We start from the raw sequence: 14,423 nt of genomic DNA on the forward strand, positions 1-14,423 counted from the left end.
CCCCCCCCTCCCCCCCCCCCCCCCCCCCCCCCCCCCCCCCCCCCCCCCCCCCCCCCCCCCCCCCCCCCCCCCCCCCCCCCCCCCCCCCCCCCCCCGCTGCGCTTCAGGCTGTGCCGGTGTCCGGGGCCCGCACAGCCGGTCCGCCGCCGCGCCACTCGATGAGCAGTGGGTCGTCCAGGCGGACGGTGTCGGGGACCAGGCCGGCCCGGCGCAGGAACTCCAGGAGGTCGGCAGGGCCGAGGGCGCGGCCGAGGATCTCGCCGTCGCAGCGGACGAGGCGCCTGCCTTCGGCGTCGGGCGGGTACACGACCACGCGCAGAGCGGGGATCATCCCTCCACCTTGGCGGTACCCGCTCACTCCAGCACTCCGAGGGCGGTGTCGGGGCGGCACTGCGGACACGCGGAGACGCCCCGGAGCGCGCGCCGTGCCTGGTCGGCGATGGCGGGTTGCAGCGGGTGCGGGTGTCCCGGCACTGGCCGGTATGGACGCGGGAGGGCAGGCGGCCGGTGCCGATGCCGCGCTCGATGAGCCACTCCGGCAGGGGCGGCGCGGGTCGGCGTTCGCCCTGGGCGGCGGTGAGCTGTTCTTCGGTGGCTATCCAGTCGCGGGTGCGCTGGAGGTCCTGGACCTGGACGCGCTCCAGGAAGCGCAGGAGGTCCAGGCGCGGACTGCTGGCTGGTGGTGGCGCGGACATGGTGCTACTTCCCGTACTGCGCCGCCCGCGCTTCACGGTACGAAGGACACAGGGGTGAGGCACCCACCCCGTACCTGCATGTGGGGGTGTGGCTTCTCTGCACTTCAGCCGATCATGGGCGGGGATGACGACATGGCGATAGCGGGCCTGCTGCCCCGTCTCAGGCGGGCTGCTCCGATGTCCGCAATCGCTGGGCTTGTCTGCGGCAGGTAGAGGAACGTAAAGACGTCCCGCGCGGGTGTGCTCCTTGTATTGGGTGTCGGCGACTGGGATGGGAAGCTGATCCGGACTGGGGTGACCGTCTTGGCGAACGTCCCTGCCTTCTGGCGGGTTTCCGGGTATCGGGGGCATCGCCTTCGGAATCGCGTCATGATCCCCATCGTGCCGGTTCGTTGGCGGGAGGGGCCGGACTGTTCGAGACAGGGGAGGCACGGCAGTGCGAGACCAGCTTCTCGGAGGTCGTTACCGGTTGGTGCGACTGCTCGGCGAGGGCGGTATGGGGCAAGTGTGGGAGGCCCTGGACGAGACGCTTGGCCGGCCCGTCGCGGTCAAGGTGATCTCCCTGCTCGCCGGCGGCGGAAGCCGCGGCAACGAGGCACGCGCCAGGTTCCTGCGCGAGGCACGGATCACCGCCCAGCTGCAACATCCAAACATTGTGACCATCCACGACCTCGGCGAAGCCGGTACCGGGGACGGCAAGGCTCCGTTCCTGGTGATGGAGCTGATCCGGGGCGAGGGCCTGGACGCGATGCTGCGCCGAGGCGCCGTCCCCTTGCCGGACGCGGCCCGATGGGGTGCGCAGATATGCGACGCACTGGCCGCGGCGCACGACATGGGAGTCATGCACCGGGACATCAAGTCGTCCAACATCCTCGTCACTGTCTCTGGCCTGGTGAAGGTTCTCGATTTCGGTATTGCGAGGGCGGCCGACCCCTACGCGACCGCGGACCGCCTCACCCAGACGGGCTTTATCGTTGGCACGCCTGCGTACATGGCGCCCGAACAGGCACGGGGCTTCCCGGAACCGCGCAGTGACCTGTATGCGCTCGGCTGTCTGCTCTTCGAGCTGATCACGGGTCGGCTGCCGTTCCAGGCTCCCGACAGCGTGGGCTACCTCTCGGCACACCTCACCCAAGAGCCGCCCACGGCCAGTTCGGTCTCCATCGGCATTCCATCCGCCTGGGACGACCTCCTGGTGACCCTCTTGCACAAGGATTCCGACAAGCGGTACCCGAACGCCGCCGGCCTTTCCCGGGTGCTGCGACAACTCGACCACGAACCCGAGCATGCGCCGCCCCCAGGCGACAGCACCCACCTGCCCACAACGCCCGGCACGACTCCGCTACCGCCAGTGGTCTCCACCCCTGGCACGAACAAGGTCCCCCCGCAGCCAGGTGCGGCATCAGCGAATCCCCCGGCACGCCTTCCCGTACTGCATATGGGCATGGACATCGCGACGCGATTCGTCCTCCCAGTGATCCTGTTCTTGCTCTACAACTGGCTGAACAGTTTGGAGACCAGACTCGGCGTGTTTGTCGTCATGACGGTCGCCTTGGTGTTGACGGTTGCACTCACATCGCGTTCCAAAAGGCTGACGCGCGGGACGGGGTACGCGGCCTCGGCGGTCATCGCGGTGGGCCTCGTGGTGGATGTGATCGACAAAGAGGGTTCGTGGTACGGGGATGGCTGGAAGGATGGCGTCTTGTACGACCGCCCCTACACTCTCCAGCTGCTCTATCACGCGGTGGGTGTCCTGACGATCGCGACCTACCGCTATCGCGAAATCAAAACCCGGCGAGCCCAGTCGGACCACGGCACGTCAGACAGTTTTGAAGCTTCGACGCCATGACGGCCGGGTGGGCCGGACTATGACGCCCAGCCGAACGGGTGGCGGGCCGGACATCTTAGGACTGCTCCTTGTGCAGGCTCCACATCGCCCTGCCCAACGATCCAGGAATGGTGCAGTGAACAAGTCAGCGCGAGCAGGGTCCGGTCTGGCTGGGTGCCCAGGTGACGGGCTGGGGTCTGGCGGGGGTGGTCATGTGTGACTGAGCGTCGTAGTTGGCCCGTCCGGCCAGATACACGCTCAGTACTCGGTGGAGCCCGTTGACGGCGTCTGAGCCGAAGCACGATGGTTGTCACATAGGCAGGCTGGTTGTCACCGACGGTGTTGCGGGCGGTTGAGCCTGAGCGCGACAGGTCGCAACTGTGGTCATCCGTGTCCGGCCTCCCAGTTCTGGTTCTCCTGGGTCGGCCTCTGCGGGCTCAGGGAAGCGTCAATGTCAGTGGGCTCTGCCAGGGTGTGCGTCGTGGATGAACTGGTGGAGCGTGTCGACGATCAAGATCGTGTGCTGGGGATGGTGGTCAGCCGCCAACAGGCCATCCAGGAGGGTTGGCTGCACCGAGTCGCCGTGACGGTGTGTCGTGATGAGCGTGGACGGATCCTCGTCCACCGACGGTCGGAGCAGGTATCGCGCTTCCCCGGGCTCCACGAGGTCGAGGTCGGTGGCGCCGCAAATGTCGGCGAGTCCTATGAACAGGCCGCCGCGAGGGAGCTGGCCGAAGAGCTGGGAGTCCGTGCGCTGCCGCGCCTGCTGTTCACGTTCATCAACCGCAGCGGCTTGAGCCCTCACTGGCTCGGCGTGCACGAAGCCGTGGTGCCGGACGCTGTGGTCCCCGATCCCGATGAAGTCGCCTGGCATGGCTGGCTGACCGAGCCGGAGGTGCGGTCGGCCCTGCTGGAGTGGCGCTTCACCCCCGACAGCCACGAAGCCTTCAGCCGGTATCTGGCGTTCGGGACCGCGCGGCCTTGCCCACCACGCTCAGGCTCAGCCTGGAACCGCCCCAGAGAGCCCAAGGCTTGCGATCTTTCGCTAGAGGTGACTGAAAGGCTGCCTCATGAGCGTTTGTGACAAATAGCGTGCCTCACTGGCGTCAACCCGGCTGCTTCGACCGGTCTCATTCACCAGCTCAACCCGCTCTTCCGGTGACAACTGCCGTGCTTCGGCTCAATGTGACTGAGCGCTTCAGTTGGCCAGTTGAGAGCCGAATGGGCAGGATATCGCCGGAGCTGAGCCGGTAAGCCTAGTTTGGCCAATTCTGCCCGACCATTCCCGACGTGTTGTGTCCTGTGGACGATGGCGTACGTGACTTGAGTGGTAGCGCAGGGTTGCTGCGGGTCCAGGGCCGCGAGTTCCGCCACCTTCGCGTGCCGGCGCTCGGTCAGCGTCGTCGTCGCCGGGTCGTACTCGGGCAGCCTCCACCAAGGGGAACGCGGCCGACGCGCTGGCTCGCCTACGGTCGCTCCATGACCAGTGAAGGCGTAGTCGTGGATGAGGCGGTCCGAGCGGCGTGGGGCTCCTACCGGGTCTGGAGAAACGGACTTCTGCCAAGGAGTGCCAGAAGGCGCAGCTGCGGATCAAGGCCGCGGTGGGCACGCACGCGCGTGAGGAGGTGTCCCGGGACACGGTTTTCCTGGTGGGCGTGTTGACCGGGTACCTGATCGCCGAGCAGTCCAGTGGCGAGGATCGGCTTGATCCTCTCAGTGAGCTGATCCCCGCGGCGATCCGCCGACTCCCCAGCTTCAAGATGGCCGACCCGGCTCATGTGCCGATGGTCACCGGTGTTCTCAGCGTGCTGGATCACCTATCGTTCCGCCGCCGGCCTGCGCGGGACCTGCTTGGCATGAGGGACCAGGTGCTGCCTGCGCTCGGGGCGCAGACGATGCCCCCCGACCGACCAGCATGGATATGCACTCTAGGCATGACTACCAGCCTCACTCCAGAAGAGCCGCACCCCTGCGAGCCGCACCCGTACGAGATGGAGCACATCCGGAGAGCGCTTGAAGCGGTCGATCGGCATACTTCCAAGTGGGCCTTCGCTAAGGTGTGTTACCCAACTCCACGGGGGGAGGATGCATGGGGCTGACCGGAACGTCCGAAGCCAGCCGGGATGCGGTGATGGTGCTACCCGGCATCATGGGCAGCGAGTTGGTGGAGGCCGAGTCGGGCCGTGTGTTGTGGGGCCTGGGAGACGCGCGGTGGTACGCCCGTGCGTGGACGACAGGGGCGTCGCTGGCCGGCCTGCGCGTCACCGACGAGGAGCGGCAGGGACGAACGGGACGCATCGTGGCGACACGCCTCCTGCGATTCCCCGCCTTCGCGCCAGTGCTGCGTGGCTTCGAGCCCTATACGCCGTTGGTCGCCGGGATCCGGCGGGTGATGGCGCACGCGGATGCCGTGGCGGAGTTCCCCTACGACTGGCGGCTGCCGGTCGAACTCAATGCGAAGCGACTCGCGGTCGCAGCCGAGAAGCACCTGAACGCCTGGCGTGCGCATCCCAGTGGAAGTCGGCAGGCGCGTCTGGTGCTGGTTGCGCACTCCATGGGAGGGATCGTCGCGCGGTACTTCACGCATGTGCTCGGTGGGGGAGCGGATGTGCGAATCGTGATCACGCTCGGTACGCCGTACTACGGGGCGGTCAAAGCTGTTCAGATCCTCAGCACCGGACGCGGAGCGCCGCTTCCGTTGCCGCGCCGTCGGCTGCGTGACCTGGCGACAACGCTGCCCGGCCTGTACGACCTGCTGCCCAGTTACCGCTGCGTGGACGAGGGTGCGTCCGCGCGACGGCTCGTCGCGAGCGACATCGCCGGCATCGGTGCGGACAGCGCCCTCGCCGCATCTGCCCTTGCCGCCCGCGAACGTCTCCTCGCGGCCACGGACGGCCCGTACACACGCCCCCTCGTCGGCGTCGAGCAGCGCACGGCGCAATCCCTCATCTTCCGTGACGGCGTCGCCGAGGGCCTGTACTACGTATGTGAGGAGGGCGACGACGGCACGCTGGACCGCGTCGACCGTCGCGGCGACGGCACCGTCTACCGGGACTCGGCCTGGCTCGGCGGCGCGGAGCCGGTCCACCTTCCGCAGACCCACGGCGCGATATCCCAGACCGCGGAGACGCTCGCACATGTACGCGCGATCCTGACGGAGCGCCGGCTCGGCCCGCCTCTCGGCGCCGCCGCCATCGGGCTCGAGGCGCCCGACGTGGTCGCGGCCGGGAAGCCCTTCGATGTCGCCGTCGATCTACAGACTGATCCCGCGGCCGTATCCCTGCAGGTGACCAGCGCGCAGACAACTCAAGTGCTGCGCCGACCCCGGCTTGTGCAGCACGACAACACACTGACTGCGCAGATCGCACTGCCCGTTCCAGGCCTGTACCGTCTCGCGGCCAAGGTGGGAGGGTTCTCGCCAGTCACTCAGCTCGTCCTGGCCGCCCGAGCGGAGGATCTGGCAAACGCATGACCGAGAGCGCCACGGTGTACGACGAGACGTCCTCGAACGACGACGGCTGGGACTCGACCGGCTTCCCGGTCGTGTGCCTCCCGATCGGCAGCTACCGCCACCACGCACCCCTGGACGCCGACGAAGCCGCTGCCCGCGTCGCGGAGTTGCTCGCCAAGCTGGGCGGCCGGGCCGACCCCTGGCTGCTGCCGGGCACCGCACGCAACCGGTCCGCGGTGGAGGAACGACTGGAGCAGTGGGCCGGCCCGCCCACGCCGAGGAGTTCGGTCCTGTACTGGGCCGGGCACGGCGAAGCAGCACCCGACGGCGCCTGGCTCGCCGTACACGAAACACCCGGTTCGATGCGTACACGCGGCCTGCTGCCCGAGTCCCTCGCCGCCTTCATCGACGCCGAATGGTCTCGCCGGATGGCCGATCCGTACGCCTGGACGGTCGTGGTTATCGAGGCGTGCGGGGCGGAGCGGTTCGCCGATCTGGTCGCCGTACGTCTGCTCAGCGGGGACAAGCCGCGGCGCCTGGCGATCGTCGGCGTCGGAGGTTACGGGGCCGGCCATCTGGGAGAGTTCGCCGACGCGCTCTCCGGGGCGCTCGCCTCGTATACCGACAACGACGAGACGATCCGCCTTGCCGACCTGATGCTGCGCCTGCACGACAGGATGCAGGTCGGCAGCATCCACGCCGACGCCTTCGACCTCCACCTGGCACCTCCGCTGCCCCGGCCGCGACTTCTGCCGTACGGCATCACTACCCCCCTGGACGTCTACGCCGAACTGCAGGCCTTCCTCGTCGGCCTCACCCCCGACGAACGCAGCCACTTCATCCCCAAGGCGCAAGGCGCCGAACAGGGCGAACTGGCCTGGTACTTCGTCGGCCGCGACCGGGAGCGCGCCGAAATCGCCCGCTGGCTGCGCGCCCAGTCGACCGGGATGCTCGTCGTCACCGGGCGCGCCGGTGCCGGAAAGTCCGCGCTGCTCGGCAACGTACTCGTCCACGCCCACCCCGACCTGCGCGAACTGCTCATCAGGAGCGGCCACTTCCACGAACTGCCGGACGATGAGCGTCCGCCGGACCGCGTCTTCGACGCCGTGATCCATCTGACCGGCGCATCGATGAGCGAACTCGTCGGCCGGCTCGCAGAGGCTGCGGATCTGGGAGAGCGGCCCGGGACCGGGTCCACGGCGCAGGACATCGAGTGGCTCCTGGACCGGCTGGGCAAGAGGGTGGATCCGTTCACGCTTCTCGTCGACGCACTCGACGAGGCCCAAGAGCCCCTCGACGTCGCCGGATCACTCCTGAGCCGGTTTGCCGAGCTGCCGCATGTGCGCGTGGTGGTCGGCACCCGCGCCTCGACGAAGGAAGGCCCCGACCAGCCGGAGACCGACGACCGTGATCTCGTCGATGCGTTGGGAGCGGCACACCTCGTCGTCGTGCCGCGCGACCCCGACGCGCTCGGAGAGTACGTGCGACTGAGACTCACCCACGCCCTGCCCGCCGCCGACCCGGCATCCGTCGATGCTGCCGCTCGCCAGATCCAGGCGTACGACCGGCATTTCCTGTACGCCCGGCTCGCCGTCCACGAGATCGTCGCCGACCCGCAACTAATGACGCCCGATGGCAACGATGCGCTCATCGAACTGCTCCGGCGCGACCACCGCGCGCTCTTCGCCGCGGCGGTCGACCGCCTCGCCCGCCGCTCCGCGGCCGCCGAACCGCTGCTGGAGGCACTCGCCCTCGCCCGTGGACGTGGCCTGCCCCGGGCCGACCGGATCTGGGCCATCGCCGCGGGTGCACTCTCCGACGGTGTTCCGGTCACCGACCTCGACATCGACCAGCTCCTCAAGGCTGCCGCCCCCTACGTCATGCTCGACTCCGAACACGAGCAGAGCGTCTACCGGCTCGCACACCGCACGTTCCAGGAACACTTCCTCAACCCGCCGCAAGGGCACGCGAGATGACACGACCCCTCTCGGAACGCCACCGCAGGATCGCCCAAGCTCTCATGGCCGCCGCGACACAGATCCCCAACCCGTACATCGCACACCACCTCGCCGGACACATCGCCGAAGCCGGCGCCTGGCAGGAACTCGCCGACGCCCCGCACGTACTCGATCACCTGGAACCCGGAGCCGTCGCGGCGGAGGCGCTGCGCCTTGGTTACGGACGCACCGGCCTCCCGAACCCCGTCACCGCCACACTCGTGGCCCGCGACCTGCTCGCATCGGTGGCCCCCGAGGACCGGGAGACCGTCCGCGCCCTCACCACCGCACGCTTCGTCGGCGCTGCACCCGCGGCCGGAACCCGGCGTGCCGATGCCGCCTGGTCCGTGCGGTGGACCAGGCTGCGCCGCGACCTTCTCCCGGCGATCCTCACCGACCGTGCGAGCCCGGTGGCAGCGCTGCGCGCGTTCTCGCTGCCGGACGGGCGGCAGCTTCTCGCCGTCGGGACGCACGACGGAAGGGTGCGGCTGTGGGACTCGGAATCGGTACTGGACGCCGCCATGCCCCCCGTCGAGGAACTGGCGTACGACCGCCCTGTCCACACCCTCGAGACCGTCGCGAGGCCCGGCGGAGAGATTCTGCTGGCCGCCGGGACCGGCCGGACCGTCCACCTGTGGGACCCGGTCTCCCGGTCGACGGTCGGCGCATCGGTACTCGACACCGGTGCCACCTCCGGGGAACGCGCATTCCGTGCCCCTGCCTGGAAGGCGGTGAGGCTGCCCGACGGCCGCTCGCTTATCGCGGTCTGTGACACCAACAACATCCGATTGTGGGACCCGTTCACCGGTGAACCTGTCGGTCCGGAACTCATCGGGCCCGAGTCGCTCACGCTGGCCCAGGCGATCAGCGACGGTTCGGAGAGCCTCGACGGGGTCTTGGCGCCCGTGACCCTGCCCGACGGGCGGGCGCTACTCGTCGCCGGAGGCACGTCCCGGGTCCTGGATTCGATCGACGGCTCCACCGATTTCATGTACGGCCGCCTCTGGGCGTGGGACATCGCCGCCGGCGAGCTGGTGTGGAGACTCCGCACCGGGTACAGCGGCACCCTCACGGCCCTGACCACGGTGCCGCTGCGCGACGGGCGCCAGGCCCTGGCCACCGCGGGCGGCGGCGGTGTGGTGCGGCTCTTCGACCCGGAGGGCCCCACACAGGTCGGGGAGTGGCTGCACGGCAACGGCGCCGACGTGGTAGGGGCTTCCACCGTGCGCCTCAGGCACAATCGCACCGCACTGGTCACGGTCGGCAGCGACCGCACGGTGCGGGCCTGGGACCCCACGACCGGTACGCCCGTCGGGGCGCCGATGTCCGCCCACAACAGTGGCGTGCGCGCGCTCACCAGCCTCCAAATCGCCGACGGGCGGGTCTTCGTGGCGGGCGGCGGCGAGGACGGCACCGTCCAGCTCTGGGATCCCGAATCAGCTGGCCACATCGACGATCCGCTGGCCGGTCCCGTGGACCAGCTGGTCTCGATGCCTGTCCGGCCGGGCGCCATCCGGCAGAGCAGGCCGCTCCTCGCATCCGTCAACAGCGACAACACCCTCCAACTGTGGGAGGCCTCCAGCGGACTGCCCATGGCTCAGCCACTTGAGGACTCTGCCGGTCGACCAGTCACAGTGCCGATGCCAGATGGCCTGGCCCTGCTCGCACTGGGAGACGGGAAGAGCCCCATCCGGTTGTGGGACCCGGAATCCCACCGAGTCGTACGCGTCATGCGGAGCAGGAATCCATTCCGGCGAATGCATCTGATCGACTATCCGACGGCCGTGGCCACGGTGCCATGGCGCGACGGGCGCACTGCGGTGGTCGTCAAGGACGGCCTGAGTCTCTCGCTGTGGGATCCGGCTTCGGGACGGGGCATTGGCAATCTGCGGTTCAGCATGGGCCTCAACCCTCTGGATGCTGGAACGATCAGTATCCCAGGCGGCCGGACGATGCTGTTCACCAGCTCCCAAGAAGGCATCAAGCTCTGGGACCCCACGACCGGCGCCCACATCGTCGAATGGAACCGCAAGCTCGACTACCTCACCACCATCATCCCGGTGACCTGGCCCGACGCCCACCCGCTGCTGGCCGTGACGGGAAAAGAGGTCACATATCTGGTGGACCCGTTCTCCGAAGACGCCCCCAAAGGTCAGGTGCGCGCGGCGTTGGCAGTGGGTTCCCAGCCCGCCACTTCACGACCTGACCGTCCCCTGTCCTCGGGCAGACATCGGCTTGCCGTCGCCGGATGCCTCACGCGCGATGGCCAGCCGGTCCTGGCGACCGGCGGCCACGATGGCGTGCTTCGCCTCTGGGAGCCAGAGACGGGCGGGCTTGTGCACGAGCTCCCTGTCGGTGCTCCGATCAATGCGCTCCTGACCATGGACAGCGTGCTCGTCATCGGGTCGCGGGACGGACTGATCGCCTTGGAGAGCTGAGAAGAGCGCTACAGCGCCCGCGAAGGCCCCTCCGCCCGCGCCGTCCACGAACCATCGCGGCATTCCCGGTGTATCGCCCCGCTCCGAACCGTCCCGCCGCACTCCGGAAGAGCAGCACCCTCCAGGCCGACACTGAAGTACATAGCGTGGGCAAGCGTCCGCAAACTAACGTCCTCAAGATCCGCAAAATATCGATCCCGGTCACAAGCATCCGACGACCCTGGCCTACAGGCCGCCGTAGCATCCTCTCTACCTGCGGAAACGCCGTGTGAGGCTCGCAGGGGAGCCTCACGCCGTGCGGTCCAGGCGCTGTGTCACGACCACTTCCCGACCAGCCCTCACGGCGCGGGCCCGGCGGCGGCGCTGGATGCGAGCCTGGTCGATCGGGGTCGGCGCATCAGCGGAAACGACCTCGGTCTCCGGGAACGCTCGGCGGGACAGCTCTCTTATCGCCCGGTTCTGCCGCTCGACCGCCTCCGCGATGTTCGGGTCGACCCGGGACCTGAATGGTGGTGCGGTGTCGGCGTCGTCGGTGCCTGCCGGTCAGGCCGGCTTGCCGCATCAGCCGTGCGACCCGGCAGCGTCCGCAGTCGGCGCCCTCGCGCTTGAGGACGGCGTGAACGCGCGGGGCACCGTAGGTGCCGCGGGACTGCTGGTGAACAGCGGTGATCTGTTCGGTCAGCTCGGCGTCCCGCACCGCCCGGGGGCCAGGGGTGCCAGCGCGACGGGCGTAGTAGGCGGTCCGGGAGACCTTGAGGAGTTCACATGTCCGTTTGACGTTGTGACCTGCGGTTTTCTCCGCCTCGATGAACGGGTGCACCGTCACCGGGTCTCCGTCGCGAAGAAAGCCGTCGCACGCTTGAGGATGTCGACGTCCTCGCGCAGCCTGCGGTTCTCCTGCCGCAGCGCGGCCAGTTCCTCGCGTTCGCCGCTGGTCAGGCCGTCCCGTTCGCCGTCGTTGACCTCGGCCTGCCTCACCCAGCTCCGCACTGCCGTCTCGGTCAGCTCGAAATCCTTGGCGACCTGGCCGACCGAGCGGTCGCCCCGCCGGCACAGCTCGACGATCTCAGCCTTGAACTCCGGCGTGAACGAGCGGCGAGGGCGCGGCTCCTTCTTCCCCATGCTCTCCATGATGAACATCATCCTTCCGGGGCCCAAGCCCCTGATCTCCGATGTCCGTCAAAGCGAAGCAAGCCCAGTCCTGGTCCGAAGATTCCTCCGTTGTCGGTGACTGATGTCCAGCGGGCTGTGCTGGAGGGCTGGTTGCGTCGTCGCACGACGGCTCAGGCCCTGGCTCAGCGGTCGCGGATCGTGCTGGCGTGCGCGGAGGGGCATTCGGCGATGGAGGTGTCGCGCCGGCTGGGGATCGCTCCGGACACGGTCCGCACCTGGCGGCGGCGGTTCCTGGAGCACGGTCTGGACGGACTGGGTGACGAGCCGGTGCCGGTCAGGAGGGCGCTGTCGTGTTGCAGGAGAACACGCCGCTGGCCATCGCCGTGGGCGTCGGCGTCGCGTTCGCGGTGACCGGTGCCAACGCCCTGATGAAACGCTACTGGTCAGAAGCGTCCGGAGTGGCGAACAGGTCCTGCAGGGTCTGGGTCGCCAGGTTGAGCAGCCAGGTGTGGGCGGGGTCGTCGTCGTAACGCTGGTGCCAGAGCAGATAGAGAGGTACGGGCGGCAGCTCGAACGGCAACGGCAGCATGGTCAGGCCCAGTTGGGCGCGGGCGGAGCGGGTGACCGCTTCAGGGAGGGTGACCACGACGTCGGTGTCACGGGCGAGTTGCAGTGCCGTGTCCGTCGCGGGGGCGGAGACGATGACACGGCGCTCGTGGCCGAGGGCGGCGACGACCTCGTCGACCCGGTCGCGCAGCTCTCCACGCCGGGAAACGGTCACGTGATCAACGGCCGCGTACCTCTCGACGGTCACCGGCCCTTCGGTGAGCGGATGCCCCGCGCGGAGAGCAAGGATGATCCTGTCCTGGCCGATGAGGCGGTGACGGATGTCGGGCTGAGGCGGCGGTCCGGCACTGGAGGCCACATCGACCTCGCCGCGACGCAGCTCAGGGCTGTCGTGGCCCGGCTCGACCGTGAGACGCATCTTCACTTTCGGGGCTTGGCGGTGCACCGCGGCGACAAGGGCGGTCCCGCAGGCGGTGGTGAGGGCGTCATGCAAGCGAACGGTGAACACCCGCTCCAGCCCAGCCAGGTCGAGGTCCGTACGGGAGGACAGCAACTGGTGAGCTTGCTGTACCAGGACATGGACCTCCGTGCGCATGGCCAGTGCACGAGGGGTGGGCGTCATGTGGCGTCCGGTGCGAACCAGGATCTGGTCGCCGGTGGCTTTGCGGATCCGGCCCAGCGATCGGCTCATCGCCGGCGCCGTGACGTGGAGCCGGTCTGCGGCTCCGGCCACGCTGCCCTCTTCCAGCAGCGCGTCCAGGACCGTGAGCAGGTTCAAATCCAATTGCATGCCAGTCACTATACGAGTGGAAAACATGCACATGTTGTTAAGCCTCACGGTGCACAGCGCCCATCTCGTCCCCGAGGACAGCGAGCTCCCACGCCTGCTTCTGGAGCGTCTCCACGATCTTCGCGAGCTTCTTGTCCCGCTTGCCCCCAGCCGTCGTCTCGAACTCGTCCACGTCGGCCTCACCCAAGAAGTGCGACAACCCTTGAAGCGCCGCAACGCCGAGGGTTGACGTGGCTGAGCGGGCTCAGGTCCGCCTGGGCGACTGGCGCCTTGCGGGTGGGATAGCCGTCCGGGCGCCGCTCGATCACCCGGGTGTCCGTCAGCCGCAGCAACGCGGCCAGCATCCGGGCCACCTGCACGCTCTGCGGCGGCGCCACCGCCGCGCCGGCTCTGGACAAGCTCACCGAGAAGACTGCCTCCAGCAACCGCGGCGTTCCCATTCCGTCCGCGCAGGGCAGCGTCAGCGCGTACCTGACCTACTGGCTGGAGGCCGTCGCCATCCACCAGCTCCGCGAGAACACCCACTCCCGCTAAACCACCTGTGTCCACCAGCACCTCATCCCCGGCCTGGGCAAGAAGAAGCTCGCCAAGCTCACCGCCAAGGACGTCCGCACCTGGCTCAACCAGCTCCGCACCACCTGTCAGTGCTGCGCCCGCAGCATCGATGCCGGCCGTGATCAGCCCCGTTGCTGCGCCGCCGGAGTGTGCTGCTCCAAGCGGATCTCCCCGCTGACGCTGGCGTACATCCACTCTGTCCTCAAGTCCGCTCTGGAGCACGCCGTCCGCGAGGAAGAGATCACACGCAACGTGGCTCGCAACGTCCGCACCGGTACACCGCGTCCTCGTCGGTTCGAACCGCTCACGGCAGACGAAGCCTGCCAGTTCCTCGCTGCCTCCAGCGATGACCGCCTGTCCGCGCTGTACGAACTCGCTCTCCGCACCGGACTCCGCAAGGGCGAACTCCTCGGCCTTGAGTGGGAAGACCTCGACCTCAGTGTCGGCACCGCCAGCATCCGCCGCACGCTTCAGCGCACCCAGACCGGAGGCCTGACAGCCCTGCCCACCAAAACCCGCGCATCCGAACGCCGCATCGCCCTCCCCAGCGAGTGCATCCACTCAATGAAAGAACACCGTGAAGCTCAGGCAGCAGAGCGTGAGGCGGCAGCGGAAGGCTGGAAGGACAGCGGTCTCGTCTTCGCAACGCCGGCGGGAGGGCCGATCGATCCCGCGAACCTCAATCGCAGCTTCCGTGCCCTCCTCGATCGGGCCGGGCTCCGACGCATCCGCTTCCACGACCTACGACACTCCACCGCCACTCTCCTCCTGGAGCAAGGCGTCGAACTCGTCGTGATCAAAGAACTCCTCGGCCACGCCCACGTCGGCGTCTACGCCAACCCTCGGGAATTGCATCAGATGGGCGAGAAATCGCAGGTCGCGAGGCCAGAGAGGCGTCCGACGGAGGCTCCATCCGCCTACAACTTGGTGGCCTGATCAGCGAGTTTGGTGATCAGATCCCATCTGATGCAGGATTTGCCCTCTGGAAG

Annotated in this window: 11 protein-coding genes and 2 pseudogenes; 7 read left to right on the forward strand and 6 right to left on the reverse strand. The window is 68.4% G+C overall.

Going from position 1 to position 14,423, the window contains the following annotated elements; genetic code table 11:
• Positions 1–103 precede the first annotated feature (103 nt).
• The gene (locus ACZ5D2_RS39080; RefSeq protein ID WP_468936285.1) at positions 104–331 is read right to left on the reverse strand and encodes a hypothetical protein; all 228 of its coding nucleotides are present in this window, start codon (positions 329–331) and stop codon (positions 104–106) included.
• Between the two features lie 23 nt (positions 332–354).
• Entirely contained in the window at positions 355–534 is a 180-nt protein-coding gene (locus tag ACZ5D2_RS39085) for a DUF6233 domain-containing protein (RefSeq protein ID WP_468936288.1), read from the reverse strand.
• Positions 535–1,167: 633 nt separating this feature from the next.
• Here ACZ5D2_RS39085 and ACZ5D2_RS39090 point away from each other — a divergent pair.
• The 5 genes and pseudogenes from ACZ5D2_RS39090 (at position 1,168) to ACZ5D2_RS39110 (ending at position 10,409) form a co-directional block, all read left to right on the forward strand.
• Positions 1,168–2,544 (forward strand): serine/threonine-protein kinase, encoded by a 1,377-nt coding sequence (locus ACZ5D2_RS39090; protein ID WP_468936291.1) that lies wholly within the window; start codon positions 1,168–1,170, stop codon positions 2,542–2,544.
• A 430-nt stretch (positions 2,545–2,974) separates the two neighbouring features.
• Positions 2,975–3,502, forward strand: a pseudogene (locus ACZ5D2_RS39095) (NUDIX hydrolase); the annotation flags it as partial.
• 1,110 nt (positions 3,503–4,612) lie between these two features.
• On the forward strand, positions 4,613–5,995 hold the full coding sequence (locus ACZ5D2_RS39100; protein ID WP_468936294.1) for an esterase/lipase family protein: 1,383 nt from the start codon (positions 4,613–4,615) through the stop codon (positions 5,993–5,995).
• Positions 5,992–7,950, forward strand: a complete 1,959-nt coding sequence (locus ACZ5D2_RS39105) for an ATP-binding protein (RefSeq protein WP_468936296.1) — start codon at positions 5,992–5,994, stop codon at positions 7,948–7,950. Before ACZ5D2_RS39100 ends, ACZ5D2_RS39105 begins: the two co-directional genes overlap by 4 nt.
• A 44-nt stretch (positions 7,951–7,994) precedes the next feature.
• Complete coding sequence (locus ACZ5D2_RS39110; RefSeq protein ID WP_468936299.1) at positions 7,995–10,409, forward strand: WD40 repeat domain-containing protein; 2,415 nt, start codon at positions 7,995–7,997, stop codon at positions 10,407–10,409.
• Positions 10,410–10,806: 397 nt separating this feature from the next.
• Here the strand turns inward: ACZ5D2_RS39110 and ACZ5D2_RS39115 are convergent, their stop codons facing one another.
• Positions 10,807–11,235, reverse strand: coding sequence for an IS3 family transposase (locus tag ACZ5D2_RS39115; protein WP_468936302.1), 429 nt, complete (start codon positions 11,233–11,235; stop codon positions 10,807–10,809).
• Positions 11,232–11,540 carry a transposase gene (locus ACZ5D2_RS39120; RefSeq protein ID WP_468936305.1) on the reverse strand — a complete coding sequence of 103 codons (309 nt, stop codon included), beginning with the start codon at positions 11,538–11,540 and terminating at the stop codon, positions 11,232–11,234. Before ACZ5D2_RS39120 ends, ACZ5D2_RS39115 begins: the two co-directional genes overlap by 4 nt.
• Positions 11,541–11,750: 210 nt before the next feature.
• Here ACZ5D2_RS39120 and ACZ5D2_RS39125 point away from each other — a divergent pair, with 210 nt between their 5' ends.
• Positions 11,751–11,933, forward strand: coding sequence for a helix-turn-helix domain-containing protein (locus ACZ5D2_RS39125; protein ID WP_468936327.1), 183 nt, complete (start codon positions 11,751–11,753; stop codon positions 11,931–11,933).
• A 25-nt stretch (positions 11,934–11,958) separates the two neighbouring features.
• On the opposite strand, the gene ACZ5D2_RS39130 is transcribed toward ACZ5D2_RS39125, so the two are convergent.
• Together ACZ5D2_RS39130 and ACZ5D2_RS39135 are read right to left on the reverse strand one after the other, a co-directional pair.
• Positions 11,959–12,879: a LysR family transcriptional regulator gene (locus tag ACZ5D2_RS39130; protein WP_468936330.1), complete on the reverse strand. Its 921-nt coding sequence runs from the start codon at positions 12,877–12,879 to the stop codon at positions 11,959–11,961.
• A gap of 37 nt (positions 12,880–12,916) precedes the next feature.
• On the reverse strand, positions 12,917–13,078 hold the full coding sequence (locus ACZ5D2_RS39135) for a hypothetical protein (RefSeq protein WP_468936308.1): 162 nt from the start codon (positions 13,076–13,078) through the stop codon (positions 12,917–12,919).
• Between the two features lie 170 nt (positions 13,079–13,248).
• On the opposite strand from ACZ5D2_RS39135, the pseudogene ACZ5D2_RS39140 reads away from it, so the two are divergent.
• Positions 13,249–14,370: pseudogene (locus tag ACZ5D2_RS39140) on the forward strand (tyrosine-type recombinase/integrase); the annotation flags it as partial.
• Positions 14,371–14,423: the final 53 nt, after the last annotated feature.

It is taken from the genome of Streptomyces sp. NPDC031479, from assembly GCF_055581065.1.

What these genes read in the sequence shown, in the direction of transcription:
- ACZ5D2_RS39100 (WP_468936294.1), top strand. Translation starts at nt 4,613, where the DNA reads ATGGGGCTGACCGGAACGTCCGAAGCCAGCCGGGATGCGGTGATGGTG.
- ACZ5D2_RS39125 (WP_468936327.1), top strand. Translation starts at nt 11,751, where the DNA reads ATGGAGGTGTCGCGCCGGCTGGGGATCGCTCCGGACACGGTCCGCACC.
- ACZ5D2_RS39120 (WP_468936305.1), bottom strand. Translation starts at nt 11,540, where the DNA reads ATGGAGAGCATGGGGAAGAAGGAGCCGCGCCCTCGCCGCTCGTTCACG.
- ACZ5D2_RS39110 (WP_468936299.1), top strand. Translation starts at nt 7,995, where the DNA reads ATGGCCGCCGCGACACAGATCCCCAACCCGTACATCGCACACCACCTC.
- ACZ5D2_RS39105 (WP_468936296.1), top strand. Translation starts at nt 5,992, where the DNA reads ATGACCGAGAGCGCCACGGTGTACGACGAGACGTCCTCGAACGACGAC.
- ACZ5D2_RS39130 (WP_468936330.1), bottom strand. Translation starts at nt 12,879, where the DNA reads ATGCAATTGGATTTGAACCTGCTCACGGTCCTGGACGCGCTGCTGGAA.
- ACZ5D2_RS39080 (WP_468936285.1), bottom strand. Translation starts at nt 331, where the DNA reads ATGATCCCCGCTCTGCGCGTGGTCGTGTACCCGCCCGACGCCGAAGGC.